Origin of the sequence: Tenacibaculum crassostreae (genome assembly GCF_964512405.1) — a bacterium.
GTDB classification, from domain to species: domain Bacteria; phylum Bacteroidota; class Bacteroidia; order Flavobacteriales; family Flavobacteriaceae; genus Polaribacter; species Polaribacter crassostreae.
The window spans coordinates 269904-289807 of record NZ_CAZELE010000007.1 but is presented as its reverse complement, the minus strand read 5'-3'; the positions used below and the strand labels follow the sequence as shown (position 1 = coordinate 289807).

Below are 19904 nucleotides of genomic sequence, written 5' to 3'. Positions count from 1 at the left end.
ATGTATCTTTGTCAAAAATTAATTTCAGGTTTGGCAACAATTGTAAATATTGAAACCGCAACTAAAAATTGTTCGGTAAGTATCGCAAAAGAAGGTGTAATTCTAGGAATGCAAGAGTTGAATGACGGTAACTATTCTCATGCAGAAAAACTGCACCCATTTATTCAACAAGTTGTTAATGAAGCAAATATTTCTCTAAAAGATATTGATGCTGTTGCCGTAAGTAAAGGACCAGGTTCGTATACTGGTTTACGAATAGGTGTTTCGGCAGCAAAAGGATTGTGTTTTGCATTCGATAAACCTTTAATTTCTATTGAAACTTTACATTCTTTAGCGCATAAAACTACTATTAAGGACGGAGTAATTGTGCCAATGCTAGATGCACGCCGAATGGAAGTATATGCAGCAGTTTACGATGCAAAATATTCACAAGTAAGAGAAATCAAAGCTGAAATTATTGATGAAAACTCATTTAAAGAGTATTTAGAAAACGGAAAAGTATATTTCTTAGGTGATGGAGCAGAAAAATGTAAAGAAGTAATTCCACACGAAAATGCGGTGTTTATAGATGGAGAATTACCTTCAGCTAAAGAAATGGCAAGTTTAAGTTTTGACAAGTTCAAAAAAAACGACATCGAAGATGTCGCTTATTTTGAACCTTTTTATTTAAAAGATTTTGTGGTAACGCCCGAAAAAAAGCGTTAGCCTTCTTTTTGTATTTCCACAGAGTGTGGGTATGGAATTTCAATTCCTGCCTTGTCTAAGGCTAATTTCGTGTTTTCAGTAACATCAAAGAAAACCGTCCAATAATCTTCTGTTTTACACCAAGGTCTTACAGCAAAATTTACTGAACTATCTGCTAATTCAGAAACATTTACGGTAGGTGCAGGATCTTTCAATACTTTTGGGTGAGAAGTAAGAACATTCATCAATACTTCTTTGGTTTCTTTAATATCAGCATCATAAGAAACACCAAAAGTTAAGTCAACTCTACGAGTTCCTTCCGAAGAAAAATTAATAATATTCCCGTTTGATAAAGCTCCGTTTGGAATGATGATTTCTCTATTAGATAAACCAGTAAGTTTAGTTGTGAAAATTTCAATTTCTTTAACAACACCAATTTCACCTTGAGCTTCTATTAAATCGCCTACTTTAAAAGGTTTAAATAGCATAATTAACACGCCACCTGCAAAGTTTCCTAAAGAACCTTGTAAAGCTAACCCTACAGCTAAACCAGCAGATGCTAAAACGGCTGCAAACGATGTGGTTTCTACTCCTAATTTAGCTATAACGGTAATTATTAATAGAATTTTTAAAGCCCAGTGTAATAAGTTTGATAAGAATTTTTGAAGCGTAATGTCAACCTCTCTTTTTGTCATTATTTTTTTGGCTGCCTTAAGTATTAACTTAATAACATAAGAACCAATAATGTAAATTAGAATAGCAACTATAGCCTTTGGAGCATAAGTTACAAGTAAGTCTTGAAATTTCTCTAAGTACTTTTCCATGTGTAATGGTAAATTTTTAAGTATTAATAAATGGTATGTTAGTAGTAGTTCTTAGAATAGTAAATTTATTAATCCTAATAAAGCCGGTATAGACTGGATGACAAAAATACGAGGTTTTTTTGTAGAATACGAACCGTAAACTCCAGCAATAAATACACAAGCTAAAAAAAAGATAGCAACATCAGTTTTTTGAGTTATAATCGACCAGATTAAACCTGCGGCAAGAAAACCATTGTATAAACCTTGGTTAGCTGCTAGTACTTTAGTTTCTTCAGCAAATTCTTTAGATTTTAAACCGAATGTTTTTATTCCTTTAGGTTTTGTCCATAAAACCATTTCTAATAGTAGAATGTAAATGTGAATAAAAGCAACAATCCCGATGATGGCATATTGAAGATTAGTCATAAAATAAAATTTTAAAAAATATGCGGTTTTGATTCATCAAAACCGCATATAGTAGTTAGTTTATATAAGTTTACTTAACTTCAAAAGTTACTTTTAAGTTTACTCTAAACTCAGTAACCTCGTCATCATTTACAACCACACTTTGTGATTGTACGAATGCTGATTTAATTCCTTTTACAGACTTTGAAGCTTGTTTCACAGCTTTTTTTGTCGCATCCTCCCAGCTACTTTCAGAATTAGCTAAGATTTCAATAACTTTCATTACCGCCATAATAATTTTTTTTAAGGTTAATACAACGTAAATATACGATTTTTAAAAGTTTAATCGAAAATTGATTGCTAGTTGAATTTTTTTAATGTTAAATTAATGTTATGTAAATGTTTCAAATATGTAAAATATTTGTATATTTGTGTAGAACCTAGTTAATTAAATAATAAAAATCATGAAAAAATTTGTAATAGCTGCTTGTATTTTATCAGTATCTTTTTTACAAGCTCAAGATATAGAACCAAAGTTTGAAAAAGCTGGTGATTTAGTTAAAGCCACTTATTTTTATGAAGATGGTACTATTAAAGAGCAAGGTTTTTTCAAAGATAAAAAGTTAACTGGTACGTGGACGTCTTTTGATATGAAAGGAAATAAAACTACAATCGCTCATTATGAAGCAGGAAAGAAAGTTGGTAAATGGTTTATGTGGAAAGAAGACGGTTTAAAAGAAATCGATTATAAAGATAACACCATTGCTAGTGTACAAACTTGGAAAGAAGAAACAAAATTGGCTGTGAAATAAGTCAGTTGTGTAAAAATTAAAAAATAAAAAACCGAGCAATTTTTTGCTCGGTTTTTTATTTTCTTCCAAAATCAGCAGGAATTTCACCCCACGCTTTGGTTTCCCATTTTAATATGGGGTTTTTGTACGAGTTTTCTTGTAGCCATTTTTCTGCACGTCGTATTAAATCTAAAACTTCTTTGTTAGAGCTGTCAAAGGCAATATTTGTTCTACATTGTTTTTTTTGTACCCAACCCATTGCAATTTTAGAATCTGAATAAATAGGGTAAGAGTCCATTTTTTTACTCTTTAGTAAAGCAATTCCGTGAACCAAGGCTAAAAATTCTCCAATATTGTTAGTCCCGTTTTTAAACGGACCCATCTTAAAAATTTCTTTTTTTGTATGTGTAAGTACACCTCTATACTCCATTAATCCAGGGTTACCAGCACAAGCGGCATCAACTGAAATGCTTTCTAAAATAGGAGTTCCGTATTTGGCTTTTTCTGTAGCAGTTAAAGTAGTTTTTTTGGTGTCTTTACCCTTATATTCATTGTAGCTTTTACTAAGAGCAAGTTCAGCTTCTTTTTTATCTGCGAAAGCTTTGTATTGAGCGCCAGTAAAACCATCAATCTGTTTCTTACAAGCATCCCACGATGAAAAAACACCTGTTTTTTTACCTTTCCAAACGACGTAATATTTTTTCTTTTTACTCATTTTGTAAAATAACTTCTTCAATTACTTTTGGAAAATGTTCATATTCTAATTCATGAACTTTTTGCGCAATAGTCTCAGGCGTATCATCAGAAGAAATAGGTGTTTTTGCTTGAAAAATAATAGCGCCTTCATCATAATTTTCATTCACATAATGAATGGTAATTCCTGTTTCTGACTCATTGTTTTCTTTTACAGCTTTGTGTACATGCATTCCGTACATACCTTTCCCTCCAAATTTCGGGAGCAAAGCAGGATGAATATTGATGATTTTATTTGGGAATGCTTCTACAATTTTGGATGGAATACGCCATAAGAAACCTGCAAGTACGATAATGTCAGCTTCAACTTGTAAAAAATTAAGCACTGTGTCATCTTTTGTAAAGCTCTCTTTATCAAAGAGTGAGGTGTCAATATTGAGTCTTTCGCAACGATCAAAAACTTTGGCATGCTCGTTGTTAGAGAGGACATGAGTAACAATCGCAGTTTTATTTGACTGGAAATATTTAATGATGTTTTCGGCATTGGTACCAGAACCCGAAGCAAAAATAACGATGCGTTTCATGTTAAAATTCAGTTGTTTTGTTACTACAAAAAAAAGAATAAATATTAACAATGGTGGTGTTTGTAGTAAAATATTCAGGTATTTTTTTTATTTTAGACATCACATTTTTCGGCAAAAGTTAGAATTAATAACTAAGATTTGTATTTTTGCCACGATTTTAAATTTTAAAACAAACAAATTATGTCAGACATTGCATCAAGAGTAAAAGCAATTATCGTAGACAAATTAGGAGTAGACGATAACGAAGTAACTAACGAAGCAAGCTTCACAAACGATTTAGGAGCAGATTCTTTAGATACAGTTGAGTTAATCATGGAATTCGAAAAAGAATTCGATATTCAAATTCCAGATGATCAAGCAGAAAACATTGGTACTGTAGGTCAAGCGATTAGCTATATTGAAGACGCAAAAAAATAAGATTATATGCAATTAAAACGAGTTGTAGTAACTGGACTTGGCGCATTAACGCCGATAGGAAACAATAAAGAAGAATATTGGAATAGCTTGGTTAACGGAGTTAGCGGAGCGGCACCTATAACGTATTTTGATGCTGCCAAGTTCAAAACTCGTTTCGCATGTGAACTTAAAAACTTTGACGCGACCGAATTTATTAATAGAAAAGAGGCGCGTAAAATGGATAGATTTACGCAGTATGCAATGGTTGCTTCTGATGAGGCAATTGCTGACGCTAAATTAAATCTAGATGAAGTCAACAAATTAAGAGTTGGCGTTATTTGGGGAGCAGGTATTGGAGGATTAGAAACTTTTCAGAATGAAGTGTTAAGCTACGCTGAAGGAGATGGTTCGCCTCGTTTTAACCCGTTCTTCATTCCAAAAATGATTGCAGATATTGCTCCTGGAAACATTTCGATTAAAAATGGATTTATGGGACCAAATTATACTACAGTATCTGCTTGTGCATCATCTGCAAATGCAATGATTGATGCTTTAAATTACATTAGACTTGGTCATTGTGATGTGGTTGTAACGGGTGGTAGTGAAGCTGCTGTTACAATTGCAGGTATGGGCGGTTTTAATGCAATGCACGCTTTATCAACAAGAAATGAAAGCCCAGAAACAGCTTCAAGACCTTTTGATGCTGAACGTGATGGATTTGTTTTAGGTGAAGGAGCAGGAGCAATTGTATTAGAAGAATACGAACATGCTAAAGCTCGTGGAGCTAAAATTTATGCAGAAGTTATTGGTGGAGGTTTATCTTCGGATGCTTACCATATGACTGCACCACATCCTGATGGAATTGGTGTAATCGCTGTAATGAAAAACTGTCTTGAAAATGCTGGAATAAAACCAGAAGACGTAGATCATATCAACACTCACGGTACTTCAACCCCGCTGGGAGATGTTGCAGAGTTAAAAGCAATCTCTGAAGTTTTTGGAGATCACGCTAAAAACATTAATATCAACTCAACAAAGTCTATGACAGGGCATTTGTTAGGTGCTGCAGGTGCGGTAGAAGCGATTGCTGCTTTACTAGCGATGGAGCATGGTGTTGTTCCCCCAACAATTAATCATGAAAATGTTGATGAAAACATCAACTCAGAGTTAAATTTAACATTAAACAAAGCTCAAAAAAGAGAGATTAAAGTTGCAATGAGCAATACATTTGGTTTTGGTGGTCATAATGCATGTGTAGCCTTTAGAAAACTAGATTAATCTTTTATGAATTTTCTTCGTAGAATTGTCAAACCCCAAAACAAGGAAGACGAAAACTTCTACTACGAATTAAAAGAACTGCTTAATTTTAAACCAATTAAGTTATCTTTCTATAAGAAAGCGTTTACCCATAGATCTTTAAAGTTGGTAGATAGTAGTGGTAACCCTATTAATTACGAACGCTTAGAGTTTTTAGGTGATGCTATTTTAGGTACGGTAATAGCTTCCTATTTATTTAAAAAGGTACCTGAAGGTGATGAGGGCTACCTTACTCAAATGCGTTCTAAAGTTGTAAGTAGAGAGCATTTAAACGATTTAGGTAAGGATCTCGAATTAATCAAGTTTGTAAAAAGTAATATTTCTAAAGAACATATTAGCAATAATATACACGGAAATATTTTTGAAGCTTTAATCGGTGCTATTTATTTAGATAGAGGATACAATTATTGTCATCAATTTATCTATGAGCAAGTCATAATGCCATATGTAGATATTGAAAGATTAGAAGGAAAAATTTCAAGCTATAAAGGTTTTGTAATTGAGTGGTGCCAGAAGAAAAAAAAGAAGTACAAATTTGAATCTTATGAAGATTCTGGAAATCAGAATAAGAAACATTTTAGTGTACGAGTTAGTATAGACGGTAATATTATTGCGAAGGGTAGAGCAACTTCAAAGAAGAAAGCAGAAGAAATAGCAGCAAAAAGAGTGTATTATGCGATGCAAAATCAAATGCTAACTTCTTAACGTGTAAACACAAAACGTTTTCATAAAATTTACATAGTATTTTAGATACATTCATTAATTTAGCAAAACCAAATAGTTGTTTATATGCCAACATATGAGGTAAGTATTAATGAATTTTCTGGCGATGATTATATCCTAATAGGTGTTCATACTACTTTGAATGACTATAGGTTAGCGTATCTGTTAAATCAGCACTTACAAGTTAAATTTAGTAGAGCTAATTACGATTTAGATTTTCTTCAAAAAAATAGAGAATCTTCTTACACAGTATACGAATATGCCAACAAGAAATTATATCAAGAATGGTTTTTAATAGCTAACGTATTTAAATCCACACTTGAGTCAGAATCAATAAGTCTTTTTAATCAAAGTGAGTCAAATTCATATTTGATTCCAGAGAAAAAGAAAGTTGATTTTTTTTTAAAGATAGAAGGAGAGTTTGATTATGAGTTTATCGTAAAACTGATAGAAAGAATAAATCAAATTCCACAAATAATAACCTCGTATCATATAGAGGTTAACTCATTAAAGTCGAAAGACTTTTTAATTTTTTAAATATATGCCACACAACAAGAAAACAAAAATTGTAGCAACATTAGGTCCTGCAACCGGTACTAAAGAAATTTTAGCTGATATGGCTGCAGCAGGTGTTAATGTTTTTAGAATTAATTTTTCACATGCCGATTATGAAGTAGTAAAAGAGCGTATCCGTCAAATACGTGAAATTAATGAAGAAAGAGGTTATAATGTAGCAATTTTAGCCGATTTACAAGGACCAAAGCTAAGAGTTGGTGTGATGCAAGAAGGAGTAGAATTAAAAGCTGGAGATACTTTTATATTTACTACCGAAAAATGTGAGGGAACACAAGAAAAGGCTTTTATGACTTATCAAAACTTCCCTAAAGATGTAAAAGCTGGTGAGAAAATTTTAGTTGATGATGGTAAACTACTTTTTGAAGTTATTTCTACCGATAGAAATACTGAAGTAGTAACTAAAGTTATTATAGGAGGCGCATTAAAATCCAAGAAAGGAGTAAACTTACCTAATACAAAAATCTCGTTACCTGCATTAACAGAAAAAGATAAAAAAGATGTTGTTTTTGCTTTAGAGCAAGAAGTAGACTGGGTTGCTTTATCGTTTGTTAGAACACCAGAAGACCTTCGTATTTTACGTGATTTGATAAAGCAAAAATCACGTTACAGAGTGCCTGTAATAGCAAAAATTGAAAAACCAGAAGCTGTTGAAAATATTGACGCGTTAATTCCGTATTGTGATGGATTAATGGTTGCTCGTGGTGATTTAGGAGTTGAAGTACCAATGCAAGATGTACCTTTAATTCAAAAAAGTTTAGTTCTTAGAGCTAAACAAGCTAGAATTCCTGTAATTATTGCTACTCAAATGATGGAAACAATGATTGAGAATTCAGTGCCTACTAGAGCAGAGGTAAACGATGTTGCTAACTCAATTATGGATGGTGCTGATGCGGTAATGTTATCAGGAGAAACTTCTGTAGGAAAACACCCAGTTAGAGTCATTCAAAAAATGACTGAAATTATTGGAAGTGTTGAGTTTTCAGATTTAATTAAAGTTCCGCAAGAGCCACCTCACATTCGTACGAATAGATTTGTTACAAAAGCAGTTTGTCATCACGCAGCTCAAATGGCAGATGATATTAATGCAGCAGCAATATCAACATTAACCAATAGTGGTTATACGGCTTTTCAAATCTCAGCGTGGAGACCAAAATCACACGTTTTAGCGTTTTCTTCAGAAAAAAGAATCTTAGGGAAATTGAACCTATTATGGGGTGTTAGAGCTTATTTTTATGATAGAGAATTAAGTACTGATGATACCATTGAAGATATTAACGAAATAGCTAAAGAAAAAGGCTTTGTTAAAAATGGAGATTTTATTATCAACCTTTCATCAATGCCTGTAGAAGCAAAAGGTATGGTAAACACTTTACGTGTTTCACACATAGATTAAGATATGTTTATATAAAGAAAAGCTCAACTTTTAGTTGAGCTTTTTTTGTTTTATAACTCAATTTTTCGAGTACAAATAATAGCATCATTTACCACAAAAGGTAACGGCATCATTATTTCACTTCTTGGTTTTATAGTAAATTTTTCATGCGATAATAAATCGTAAGAAATCTCATTTACACTAATGTTTGGTTGTGAGTTTACATCAACAGAAAAAGAAATAGTTAAGTTTTTATCAGTATTTGACATTTGATAAATAAGTAAGGTTCCTTCATCAGCAATAAATTCTTTACCAGAATCAAATAAAACTCCATTTACTGTTAAATTACTCATTTTTATTGAAGTGTTATTGAAAAATTCATACTTGCTTATGTTCCGATTCGGAGTAATTGTGAAAGAAATATGTCGCTTTTGATTTGTAATAGTATCTTGATTGATTACAATTTTTGATAGAGGAATATCTTTATTATCAGCTTTTTCGTAATAATTAAAAGAAGTTCCATATTTACTTTTTCCAGCTAATAAATCGTTATTTCTATGTTGAGAATCTTGGTTAATAAGCTGTTTGGTATAGCCGTCTAAAGTTTTATTGTGGCTAGCCCAATACGAAGTATTTGTGATTGAGTTTTGAATAAAAACCAAGCTATTAGGTTTCTTTTTTTCTGTTGAAAACCCGCTATTAAAAGTAGCGATGGCAAAAAACACAAGAGACGTAAATCCAACTAAAGTTTGCCAACCAATTTTCTTTTTTTCTTTATGAAAAACAGGAAGCATGAATCCGAAAAGTAAGATTAAAAGAATACCAGATATAAATAGCACTTTTAACCCTAAAGCAACCGGAAATAACTTTAGCATTGGTGCAACCATATATATTGATGGTATTGAAAGTATGGTATATAAAGTGCTTTTAGAAGTTGATTTTATATTCATAAACAATTGGATTGCTAAAATTAGCAAAGCAATAATAACAGGAATTATAAAGAATCCAGCACTAGGTAAATTGGCATAGATAAGGTAATTTATAAGTAAACCGAAAGTAATTGGAGCAATAAAAGCATCCGTAGTTTTTAAGCTTTTAAAGGAATTATATACTTTGAAAATCATCCACAGATTTAAAAATACAAATGCAACGATATATTGATATCCGTTGTAGGTAAATCCGTGTAAAATATCTGTGTATTGAGGGTGGATGATTAATAATAATTGCCATAAACCATAGGATATTCCTATACAAAGCACTAAAGAAATTATATAAGGAATGAATCCTTTTAAGACTTCTCTAATAGTTAATTTATTTTTTAAAAACCCAAAGACTAGTAATGTGATAAATAAAATTAAAGAAGCTATCAACATTGGTAAAAACCAAGAAGATGGATAAGTTAATAATTTTGTAAAAGGAAAGTTTACATAGATATAATCAGTGTCACTATTAAGGTTTGTTAAGTCAGCATCAGCAAAATAATTTAATGACGAAGTAAAATAATCTGCTTGATGAAGTAGTGTTTCTCTGTCTAATCTTTCGTAAGAATCTTGTTCGGTATGATAATCAAAATGATCACCAATAAATGCAAAATTGAATCCGTTAATATCTCCTTTTTCTCTAAAAACAGTTAAATCAGTGTCATTCGGTAATTTTTTATACACTCCATACATCAATGAATTTGCTGCTGGATATTTAGGGTTTGCCTTTAAAAACTCGGTTAATAATGTTTTGTTTTTACCGTTAGTTTCCATCAGCATATAACTTGGTCCGCCGCTACCTCTTGCTTCAAAATTTAAAACCAATCCTACGTTTTTTGCCCATGGATGATGTTCAACAAAAGCTTGAGCACCTAATAACCCTAACTCTTCAGCATCAGAAAACAATATGATAATATCGTTTTTAGGTGTTTTGTTTGAAGCTAAATATGCGCGGGCTCCTTCTAAAATAGTTATAACTCCTGACCCTGCATCACTAGCCCCTAAAGAAGAATGAGGGTTTGAATCGTAATGTGTAAGTAAAAGTAGGGCTTTACCATTGCCAGATCCTTTAATTTTAGCAACAATGTTTTCTGTAGTAGTAGCAGCTCTCCATTTTTTATTGATAGCTGTTTGATATTGAATTTCTGGTTCTAAGTTTAGTTTTTTTAATTCTTGAACAAGATATTCTTGTACTTTTTTATGTTCGTTTGAACCAGAATGATGCGGTTTTTTTGAAATGTTCTTTAAATGATACAGTGCATTATCGATAGAAAAATCAGTTGATTTCGTTGCTGTTTTAGTAGAAGTAATACTTGGCTTCATATCACTAAAACTCCAATAAACTGCTGCAATAATGATAATTATTGAAAGGTAATTTCTTGATGATTTCATAGTTGGACTTTAACAATTATAAATGTAAGTATTTTATTTTTAGTTTGTTAAATTGTAATTAGCTAAAAATCAGTATATTTAACTCTAACTAAAACTAAAAGTCATGGCAATAAAAAGTTTTCAAGGTAAAAGAACCACAGAACCAGAAAAAAAGAATGAACCAATTTTAGTGTCAGATCATATGACTAAAAACTTAATTACATTTAGAGAAGAACAACCTATTGAAGATGCGATAGATATGTTGATAAAAAATAAAATTTCTGGAGGCCCTGTAGTAAATGATAAAAATGAACTTGTTGGAATTATTTCTGAAGGAGATTGTATGAAGCAAATTTCTGAAAGTAGGTACTATAATTTACCTATTGATAAAAATAATACAGTAGGTAAAGCCATGATAAAAGAAGTTGAAACAATTGATGGCAACATGAATATTTTTGATGCAGCCAATAAGTTTCTAGACTCTAAGAGAAGACGTTTTCCTATTGTTGAAAACGGTAAATTGGTTGGGCAAATAAGCCAAAAAGATGTGTTAAAGGCAGCTATAAAGTTAAATGGAAATACGTGGAAGTAGTTAATCTTGCTTAACCAATAAATATAGTTCATTTTCCAACTCTAAATACCCTTGATCATAAACATAAAAATAGATGTTTCCTGTTTTTGTGGTATAAATAGAGGTGATGAATTTAAAATCAAAGCCTTTATCAAATAATTTTCGTCTGCTTACTTTTGTTTTACCTGATGCGTTTAAATCTGAAAGAATCTTGTAGTTTTTTCTTAAACGATTATTGGTATTACGTATCAGGTTTTTACTTTCTTTATTAACTTTATTATTGAAAGCATTTCTACAATAATCAGAACAAAACTTTTTGTCAATTCTTCCTATAACTTTATCACCACATTCTAAACATTTTTTTGATTCCATTTTTTTTGTTTTGAGCTAAATATGCAAAAATATAAACGATTACATTCAATTACAAACGAAAACAAATGTTTTACAACCGATTTTAATTTGCGAGTTGATTCATCTTTACAGTGTCAATTCATTTGAATGACAATGTTTTAACTGTTTAACAAAAAAAATAATATTATGAATGCACTAAAAAACAGAGTACAGTTAATTGGAAACTTAGGTAATAATCCAGAAATTATCACTTTAGAAAGTGGAAAGAAATTAGCAAAATTTGCTCTTGCAACAAACGAAAAGTATAAAAATGCTCATGGAGAAAAAATTACGGATACACAATGGCACAGTATAGTTGCTTGGAATAAAACGGCTGATATCATTGAAAAATATTTAGAAAAAGGCAAAGAAGTTATGATAGAAGGTAAATTAGCCTCTCGTTCTTTTGAAGATAAAGAAGGGAACAAGCGTTACGTAACTGAAGTAGTTTGTAATGAATTATTAATGTTAGGTAATAAGTAAGTGGGAAATTTGCTATAAAATCTTAGAAAAAGAAAATAAAAGAATCTAGAAGTAACTTTCTAGGTTCTTTTGTTTTTTAAAAATTTAGCTTTAATAAAAAGTTTGGAGTCGTGCCTAAAGAATAGCGCGAATATTTATTTACATTATCATTCGATATTCTGTAGTAATTATTAATTGTGTTTTTATTATTAAAAATATTCCAAACCGAAATTCCAATATCTACACTAGTTCTGTCAGTTATTTGTTTTTTATACATGGCAGAAGCATCTGCTCTTAAGTAGTCTTTTTGCCTGATGTTATTAGCTGTGTCAAAATTTACTTTATTGTCGTTAATTTCATTACCTATAACTGGTTGAGATGTTGGTTTACCAGTAGCATAATTCAATCCTAAAGAAAAAATAACAAACTTACTTGTATAAGTACTTCCGAAGGTAAAAGAATGAGTAATATCAAAATTACTTGGGAATTGTTTTTCAACTAAATCATCAAACGAGTAGGTGTTATTAATAAAGGAATAACTTAACCAAGTATTTAAATTTTTAAAGTTTTTACGTACTAAAAAATCAACACCCAAAGCATCGTAGCTTCCTTTGTTTTTATTGAATTCGTACTTGGTTGTAAAACCCTGACTTTGTGTAGTAATACCATCAACTAATTTATAATATCCAACAGCGTCAATTAACCATTGCTTCTTTTTATAAGTAAAACCAATTGAGGCCTGTTTACTTTTTAGAATAGGAATACTATCATTGCTAGAAAGCTGCCATCTACGTTTTTCAATTCCTAAAAAATCATTTTGAAAATTGATTATTTGTGAAGTGCTTTGATGCTTAAATTCTCCTAAAATTTCCACAGAAAATTCTTCATTTATTTTTTTATGAATGCTGAGACGTGGTTCGATAATTGTTTTGTTAAATTTCTCAATATAGTTTATACGAACACCAGGTTTTATGGTTAAATTTTCATCAATATTGTGATATTCAACTTGACTAAAAATAGCATGTTCTCGAATTACATTTGAAAAAAGACGTAAAAATCTCGGATTATCAACATCGTTAAGATTGGTGATTTTTGTTTCAACAAAATTATATCCGTTACTATATTTCCAGTTGTTTTTAGAGTAAATTCCTTCTAGCTTAAATCCAGTTTCAGAAATGACATTCTCTTGTAAAAACCGTTGATTGTTTAGAATGTTAGCGTTAAAAGCCTTCAAAGTATAATCGGTTTCGTACATATTTAATGATGTGCTAAATTTAGCATTCCATTTTCTAAGGTAATTAATTCCACCAGCAATGCTATGTTGTGACAAGCTACTTTGTTTGGTTTCGGTAGCGTTATTTACAATTGCTGTTTCGTCAAAGGTTAGATTGTTATCAATTAAAATAAAATTTATACGGATAAAATCTTTGTCGGTAGGATTGTATAACCAACGTACTGAAGTATCGTAAAAATTAAATTCTTGATTAGAGTTGGTAACGTCTTTATCGTTGTTTTCAATTTCGGTACTTTGGGTAACACGTTTAAAATAATTGTGATAGGTTGGAGTTTTAATCCAATCGTCAATAGATCTTCTGGCCGCTAGTTGAAGTGATGATTTTTTTCCTAAAGGAACATCAATAAAAGCATTCACGTTGATAAAATTCAAACTTAAACTTCCTTTAAATTCAGTTTGTATCTTATTATCAGTTTTCATGTGAATGGTTCCTGAAACTCCATCTGAAAAAGAAGCATTGGTTCCGTTATTTATAACTTGAGCAGTTTGTGTAATTTCTGGATTAAAGCTAGAAATAAGTCCGAAAAAATGACCAGTTTGATACATCTTAATATCGTCCCAAAGAATTAAATTTTGATCGTTTGAACCACCTCTAATGCTAATGTTCGATACAGTTTCATCTACACTTCGAATACCAGGTAAAGCTTGAACTGTTTGTAGTACATCACTTTCAATTAAACCAGGAAGTAAGGTGAATTTTGAAAAATCGATATCAGTGCTTCCACTAATTGTTTTATCAATTCCTTTTACTAAATACCCGTTAATAGTAATGTTAGAAATTGTTTCTGATTTTTCACGTAAAAAAATCGTTTTACAATTTTCAGAAGTTAAATCAAAAGCTTGTTCTTGAATTGTTTGGTAGCCGATAAATTGAATAATCACTTTTTCAGAAGTGTTTTTTACTCTCAGCTCAAAAAATCCTTCATCATTGCTAACAGTATAATCTGTATTTGTTTTTACAGTTGCTCCTGATAAAGGTGCTTTTGTTGAAAAATCGTTTACATATCCACAAATGATTGTAGAGGATGAAATCCCAATTATTTGGGTATCTATATGGGTAAAAATAAAGTCGGTTTGTTTTTCAATAGCAATAAGTTTCTCTTTAAAAGAAAGTTCTTTCTGTATAGGATATACTTCTACATTTTCAACTAAATCACTATTGTAATTAAATTGAATTTTATGCTGAGTAGTAATTTCATTGAGTACATTTTTTAATGGAATTTTACTTTGAGCATTAACAACAAAAATTCCTAAAAAAGATATCAAAAAAATGAGATAATTGGTTTTAGTTTGGTTCATCAGAAATTATAATTTCTGTATTATTCTTTATTTCGTATGATAAATTAAGAGGTTGAGTAATTGCTTTTAAAGCACTTTCTATATTGTTGTTGGTAAAAGCACCTGTAAAATTTGTTTGTTTATTTTTAATACTAAGTTCTACTGTAACGTTGTATTGTGATTCCAGTTCTTTAATAACATCAACTAAAGGAATATTATCAAAAACACTCATGTTTTTTAACCATTTAGGTTCAGCTAAAGCAGTATTTGTATTTTGTTCAATACCATTAACAAGTGTGAATTCTTTTCCTGCTGGTAGTTTTATCATTTTATTTTGATAACTAACTTGTACCAAACCTTCATAACACGAAACTTTAAAAATACTATCTCTATCCAACACGTTAAATTCTGTACCCAAAACACTAACGGTTCCTTTAGCAGTATTTACGTCGAATCGCATTCCTTTTTCCACATCAAAAAAAGCTTCACCTTTTAATTGTAGGGTTCTGTTATTCTTCCAGTTTTTTGCTTGGTACGTAAGATTAGAAAGTTCATTTAACTCAACAATTGAATTGTCAGGAAGTGTAATCGTTTTGTTTTCTGAATATTTAGTATTGTAAGTTATGTTTTTCGGATTGTTTATAAAATAAAAAAGACCAAAACTGATAAGTAATACAGCAGCAATTCGTGGAATTATTTGAATCCAACGAGTTTTCTTTTTATCAGCTAAACGCTTTTCAAGCGTTTTAAAATCAGTAGTTTTTGAGTGTTTTTCGGCACTAAAACGTTTTCCTTCTTCAATAATTTCTTTTAAAAAAGGAGCGTCATCCAACGTATCAAAAGCATTTTGCTCTTCATATGTTAGCTCATTGTTTAGCCATTTTTGTATTAACTCATTTTTGTCCATCATTATGCTGTATATATATAGAACAACTTAACAGTAAATTATCCCGTTATTTTTTATTTAATTCTTCTAATTGATCTTTTAACTTGTTAAAAGCAGCATAAATTTTATGCTCTGCTACTTTTTTTGTTACTCCTAAAAGCTCAGCTACTTCTTTGTGCGTTTTACCATCAATCTTATTTAGCATAAAAGCAGTTCTTTCGTCTTCTTTTAAACTAGCTAATGCTTTTTCATAACGTTTTAAAAACTCTTTTTTTCGAAGTACAAACTCAGGAGATTCGTTTGTATAATCTTTAGGTTTTACTTCTTGATATTTAAAAACTACTTTTTGATGTTTTACTGCATTTAACATTAAATTATTGGCAACAGTATATAAAAAAGACTTTGCTTTTTCAGGAGTTACTTTAGCACAGTTTTCCCAAAGTTTAATAAAAGCATCTTGTGCTTTATCTGAAGGATTTAAAGCATTTCCATATTTATAATACAAGAAGTTATTGAGTTCTTGTGCATACTTTTCATAAACTAATGAAAAGCGTTTTTTATCACATATATTTTTAAATAGAGACTTTGACAAAGTATCGGGAATTAAAAAAACATTAGAAAGATAGAAATTTTTTTGGGACATTTAAAAACGAAGTTGTTTTAAGTATATAGATGACATTCATAAAACTTAAAAATAAAATTATGAAAACTTTAAAATTCACCCTGTTATTACTAAGTACTCTTTTAATTCTTTCTTCATGTAGAACAGAAGAGTTTCAAATTATTAATCCTCCTACAGAAAACGCACTAAAAGCAGATTCTCCTGTCGCAAAATTAATGACGAGAACAGTATTAAAAGACGGTTCACACGATAATATAGTTGATAAAGCTAGTTGTTTAAGTATTAAACTTCCTGTAACAGTTATTGTAAATTCTAAAGAAATAACAATAAAAGATGATGATGGATTCGAAGAAATTGAAGATATTTTTAACTTGTTTGATGACGATGTAGATAAAATAGAAATTGTATATCCAGTTACAGTAATTTTAAGCGATTATTCTACTATTACTGTTAATTCTGATAGTGAATTAGAAGGATTGATGTTAGATTGTAAAGGAGAAAACGAAGAAGACGATGATATAGAGTGTTTAGATTTTGAGTACCCATTTACAGCATCGGTTTTTAATGAAAACAACGATTTAATTTTAACGATTACTTTAGAAAATGATGAACAGTTGTATAAATTAATTCACGATTTAAAAGACTATGCAGCAGTAACCATCAATTTCCCGATTAAAGTAAAATTAGCAAGCGGTTCAGTTGTAACTATCAATAATTTAGAAGAGTTAAAAGACGCTATTGAAGCAGTAGCAAACACTTGTGATGAAGATGATGACAACGATTATGACGATGACGATTGTGAATCGTGTACAACAAACCAATTAAAAGAAATTTTTGCTCATTGTGAAGTTTGGAGAGTTGACAAACTAGAAATTTCTGATGTTGATTATACTGATAATTATACAGGAGCATCTTTTTACTTTAGAGATAATAACACGGTAAAAATCATTAAAAGTAGTGGTGATGTTTTTGAAGGAACTTGGGAAGCAAGCGGAGAAGGAACAGAGTTAAAAGTTACAATTGATGTTGATGGTTTTGACAAGTTTAACAAAACATGGACATTACATGAAATTAGTGATTATCAAGGAGAAGTAAAAGTAGATTTACGCTTAGGTGACGATCGCCTTCGTTTTGAAAGCTTTTGTAATAACGGAAACACAAGTGGAGATGATTTAAGCGATGCGCTTACAGAAGAAAATAGCGTTTGGGTAGTAGAAAAATACCTTGATAATGATGTAGATGAAACCTCAGATTTTGCAGGGTATGAGTTTTACTTTTTTACTTCAGGACAAGTAAAAGCAAAAACTACCACTACTGTTGATGAAGGAATGTGGAAATCTTTAAATGAAGCAACAAAATTCTTTTTAGAGTTTACTACAAACGATGTGTTACAAGAACTTAATGATGATGATTGGAAAGTAGTTTCAATTTCAGCAACACAAATAAAGTTAGAAGCGTCAAGTAATAGCGGAACAGAAACCGATACGCTCATATTTACAAAACAATAAATCATGTTGTGTCATATGATTGCCCCTTAATTTTAAAACCAGCTGTTGTGTCATCAGCTGGTTTTTTCATTAAACTAATTGTAATTGAATACGTTTTCTCGAAGTATCAACTTCCAATACTTTTACTTGTACATGCTGATGCAAACTTACATGCTCATTCACATCTTGAACAAAAGAATTGGATAAATTAGAGATGTGAATTAAACCACTTTCTTTAATTCCAATATCTACAAAACAACCAAAATTGGTAATGTTATTAACGATTCCAGGAAGTATCATACCTGTTTTTACATCATCAATAGTTTTTATATGTTCATTAAAACTAAAAGTTTTGGCTTTTTCTCTTGGATCCAGTCCAGGTTTTTCCAACTCTTTTATAATATCTTGTAGCGTAGGTAATCCGTAAGAATCCGTTACATATTGTTGTAGTTTGATTTGTTTTAAAATGGAAGAATTCCCTATTAAATCATCAACTTTTTTACCTACATCTTTAGCTATTTGTTTTACTAAAGTATAGCGTTCTGGGTGCACAGCCGAATCATCTAAAGGATTGTCTCCATTTTTAATTCGCAAAAATCCAGCAGATTGTTCAAAAGCTTTTCCACCTAAACGAGGAACTTTTTTAATTTCACCTCTAGAAGTAAATGCTCCATTTTCATTTCTATAACTCACAATATTTTCAGCTAATTTAGGCCCAATACCAGAAACATAACTCAACAACGAAGCACTGGCAGTATTTATATTAACACCAACTTTATTTACACAGTGTTCCACCACAGTATCTAACGATTTTTTTAGTTGTGTTTGGTCTACATCGTGTTGATATTGCCCAACTCCGATAGATTTTGCTTCAATCTTTACCAATTCAGCTAACGGGTCAGCTAATCGACGTCCGATAGAAACCGCTCCACGAACCGTAACATCGTAATTCGGAAATTCATCGCGTGCAATTTTTGATGCAGAATAAATAGAAGCTCCAGCTTCACTTACTACAAATACTTCTACAGGATTTTTAAAATATACTCGCTTTACTAATTGCTCTGTTTCTCTTGAAGCTGTCCCGTTTCCTATTGCTATCGCTTCAATTTTATAGGCATCAGCTAACGAGTTAAGTTTGTTCATCGTTTCTTTAGATTGATGTTGTGGTGCGTGTGGAAAAATAGTTTCGTTATGCAACAAATCTCCTTGTTCGTTTAAACAAACTACTTTACAACCTGTTCTAAATCCTGGGTCGATGGCTAAAATTCTTTTTTCACCTAATGGAGAACCTAATAATAATTGTTGCAGATTTTTAGCAAATACGTTAATGGCGCTTTCGTCTGCTTTTTCTTTGGCTATTGAAAGCGCTTCGTTTGAAAGTGCAGGATAAAGCAAACGTTTGTAAGCATCAGAAATAGCCAATTCAATTTGTTGCGCGCATTCGTTATGCGAACGAATAATTCTGTCTTCAATTTTTTGAAGCGCACGTTCATCATTGATACTGATTTTTACGCGAATAAAACCTTCTTTTTCTGCACGTAAAATAGCCAACAATCGATGAGAAGGAATGCGACTTAGGTTTTCTTCCCAATCAAAATAATCTTTAAATTTTTGTGCAGCTTCCTCTTTGGTTTTAACCACTTTAGTTTCAATGGTAGCAAAGCGTTCTAGCTGATAACGAATATTATTACGAACATCGGTTCGTTCGTTAATCCATTCTGCAATAATATGACGAGCACCTTCTAAAGCATCATCAATTTGTTCTACTTCGTTTGAAAGGTATTTTGAAGCGGTAAATTCCAAATCGTTTACTCGCTGACTCATAATCATTTTTGCTAGCGGCTCCAATCCGTTTTTTCGAGCTGTTTCGGCCTTGGTTTTTCGTTTCTTTTTATACGGAAGATAAATGTCTTCTAAAGTAGTTAAATCCTCAGTTTTTTCAATTTTAACTTTTAGTTCATCGGTCAAGGTATCTTGTTCTTCAATTGCTTTTAAAATTGCTGCCTTTCGTTTTTCTAAAGCTTCAAACTGTTCTTTAAATTGTACAATTTGTCCGATTTCAACTTCGTCTAAATTTCCTGTTTTTTCTTTTCGGTAACGAGCAATAAAAGGAATGGTGCAATCTTCATTTAATAGTTCAATAGTATTTTGAATTGATTTTTGTAAGATTTGTGTACGAGAGGTTATATAGGATAAGAGTTGCATAAAATAGTTTTGAA

21 protein-coding genes are annotated in these 19904 nt (G+C 31.2%); 10 read left to right on the top strand and 11 right to left on the bottom strand.

From position 1 onward, the window contains the following. Positions 1-30 precede the first annotated feature (30 nt). On the top strand, positions 31-705 hold the full coding sequence (gene tsaB / locus ACKTST_RS11600; RefSeq protein ID WP_408047911.1) for a tRNA (adenosine(37)-N6)-threonylcarbamoyltransferase complex dimerization subunit type 1 TsaB: 675 nt from the start codon (positions 31-33) through the stop codon (positions 703-705). Here the strand turns inward: tsaB and ACKTST_RS11595 are convergent. The 3 genes from ACKTST_RS11595 to ACKTST_RS11585 form a co-directional block, all read right to left on the bottom strand. Continuing rightward, a complete protein-coding gene (locus tag ACKTST_RS11595; protein ID WP_408047910.1) occupies positions 702-1508 on the bottom strand; it encodes a mechanosensitive ion channel family protein in 807 nt (268 codons plus the stop codon). The genes tsaB and ACKTST_RS11595 overlap by 4 nt on opposite strands. A gap of 51 nt (positions 1509-1559) precedes the next feature. Next, on the bottom strand, positions 1560-1913 hold the full coding sequence (locus ACKTST_RS11590) for a DUF1304 domain-containing protein (RefSeq protein WP_408047909.1): 354 nt from the start codon (positions 1911-1913) through the stop codon (positions 1560-1562). Between the two features lie 70 nt (positions 1914-1983). After that, a complete protein-coding gene (locus tag ACKTST_RS11585; RefSeq protein ID WP_408047908.1) occupies positions 1984-2184 on the bottom strand; it encodes a dodecin family protein in 201 nt (66 codons plus the stop codon). Positions 2185-2356: 172 nt separating this feature from the next. On the opposite strand from ACKTST_RS11585, the gene ACKTST_RS11580 reads away from it, so the two are divergent. After that, positions 2357-2704, top strand: a complete 348-nt coding sequence (locus ACKTST_RS11580) for a toxin-antitoxin system YwqK family antitoxin (protein ID WP_408047907.1) — start codon at positions 2357-2359, stop codon at positions 2702-2704. A 55-nt stretch (positions 2705-2759) separates the two neighbouring features. Here ACKTST_RS11580 and ACKTST_RS11575 read toward each other — a convergent pair whose 3' ends face one another. Together ACKTST_RS11575 and purN are read right to left on the bottom strand one after the other, a co-directional pair. After that, positions 2760-3398, bottom strand: a complete 639-nt coding sequence (locus tag ACKTST_RS11575; RefSeq protein ID WP_408047906.1) for a ribonuclease H1 domain-containing protein — start codon at positions 3396-3398, stop codon at positions 2760-2762. Next, positions 3391-3960, bottom strand: coding sequence for a phosphoribosylglycinamide formyltransferase (gene purN, locus ACKTST_RS11570; RefSeq protein WP_408047905.1), 570 nt, complete (start codon positions 3958-3960; stop codon positions 3391-3393). Before purN ends, ACKTST_RS11575 begins: the two co-directional genes overlap by 8 nt. A gap of 180 nt (positions 3961-4140) precedes the next feature. Between purN and ACKTST_RS11565 the strand changes: the two genes are divergently transcribed. From ACKTST_RS11565 to pyk, 5 genes are all read left to right on the top strand, one after another. Next, positions 4141-4377 carry an acyl carrier protein gene (locus ACKTST_RS11565; protein ID WP_028891431.1) on the top strand — a complete coding sequence of 79 codons (237 nt, stop codon included), beginning with the start codon at positions 4141-4143 and terminating at the stop codon, positions 4375-4377. A gap of 6 nt (positions 4378-4383) precedes the next feature. After that, positions 4384-5634: a beta-ketoacyl-ACP synthase II gene (gene fabF, locus ACKTST_RS11560; protein ID WP_408047904.1), complete on the top strand. Its 1251-nt coding sequence runs from the start codon at positions 4384-4386 to the stop codon at positions 5632-5634. Positions 5635-5640: 6 nt separating this feature from the next. Beyond that, a complete protein-coding gene (gene rnc, locus ACKTST_RS11555) occupies positions 5641-6378 on the top strand; it encodes a ribonuclease III (protein ID WP_408047903.1) in 738 nt (245 codons plus the stop codon). 84 nt (positions 6379-6462) lie between these two features. Then, entirely contained in the window at positions 6463-6933 is a 471-nt protein-coding gene (locus ACKTST_RS11550; RefSeq protein ID WP_408047902.1) for an IPExxxVDY family protein, read from the top strand. A gap of 4 nt (positions 6934-6937) precedes the next feature. Beyond that, positions 6938-8365: a pyruvate kinase gene (pyk, locus tag ACKTST_RS11545; RefSeq protein WP_408047901.1), complete on the top strand. Its 1428-nt coding sequence runs from the start codon at positions 6938-6940 to the stop codon at positions 8363-8365. 50 nt (positions 8366-8415) lie between these two features. Here pyk and ACKTST_RS11540 read toward each other — a convergent pair whose 3' ends face one another. Next, positions 8416-10716 (bottom strand): M28 family peptidase, encoded by a 2301-nt coding sequence (locus ACKTST_RS11540; RefSeq protein WP_408047900.1) that lies wholly within the window; start codon positions 10714-10716, stop codon positions 8416-8418. A 103-nt stretch (positions 10717-10819) separates the two neighbouring features. On the opposite strand from ACKTST_RS11540, the gene ACKTST_RS11535 reads away from it, so the two are divergent. Next, positions 10820-11287: a CBS domain-containing protein gene (locus tag ACKTST_RS11535; RefSeq protein ID WP_408047899.1), complete on the top strand. Its 468-nt coding sequence runs from the start codon at positions 10820-10822 to the stop codon at positions 11285-11287. Here ACKTST_RS11535 and ACKTST_RS11530 read toward each other — a convergent pair whose 3' ends face one another. Then, the gene (locus tag ACKTST_RS11530) at positions 11288-11638 is read right to left on the bottom strand and encodes a hypothetical protein (RefSeq protein WP_408047898.1); all 351 of its coding nucleotides are present in this window, start codon (positions 11636-11638) and stop codon (positions 11288-11290) included. A gap of 165 nt (positions 11639-11803) precedes the next feature. Here ACKTST_RS11530 and ACKTST_RS11525 point away from each other — a divergent pair, with 165 nt between their 5' ends. Beyond that, a complete protein-coding gene (locus ACKTST_RS11525; RefSeq protein WP_408047897.1) occupies positions 11804-12139 on the top strand; it encodes a single-stranded DNA-binding protein in 336 nt (111 codons plus the stop codon). Between the two features lie 76 nt (positions 12140-12215). Here the strand turns inward: ACKTST_RS11525 and ACKTST_RS11520 are convergent, their stop codons facing one another. From ACKTST_RS11520 to ACKTST_RS11510, 3 genes are read right to left on the bottom strand one after another with little or no spacing between them, the layout of a single operon-like run. Next, positions 12216-14711, bottom strand: coding sequence for a TonB-dependent receptor (locus tag ACKTST_RS11520; RefSeq protein ID WP_408047896.1), 2496 nt, complete (start codon positions 14709-14711; stop codon positions 12216-12218). Then, a complete protein-coding gene (locus tag ACKTST_RS11515) occupies positions 14698-15600 on the bottom strand; it encodes a FecR family protein (protein WP_408047895.1) in 903 nt (300 codons plus the stop codon). Before ACKTST_RS11515 ends, ACKTST_RS11520 begins: the two co-directional genes overlap by 14 nt. A 43-nt stretch (positions 15601-15643) precedes the next feature. Next, positions 15644-16168, bottom strand: coding sequence for an RNA polymerase sigma factor (locus tag ACKTST_RS11510; RefSeq protein ID WP_408047894.1), 525 nt, complete (start codon positions 16166-16168; stop codon positions 15644-15646). A 110-nt stretch (positions 16169-16278) separates the two neighbouring features. Here ACKTST_RS11510 and ACKTST_RS11505 point away from each other — a divergent pair, with 110 nt between their 5' ends. After that, positions 16279-17706: a hypothetical protein gene (locus ACKTST_RS11505; RefSeq protein WP_408047893.1), complete on the top strand. Its 1428-nt coding sequence runs from the start codon at positions 16279-16281 to the stop codon at positions 17704-17706. 69 nt (positions 17707-17775) lie between these two features. On the opposite strand, the gene ACKTST_RS11500 is transcribed toward ACKTST_RS11505, so the two are convergent. Continuing rightward, complete coding sequence (locus tag ACKTST_RS11500; RefSeq protein WP_408047892.1) at positions 17776-19890, bottom strand: Tex family protein; 2115 nt, start codon at positions 19888-19890, stop codon at positions 17776-17778. Positions 19891-19904 lie beyond the last annotated feature (14 nt).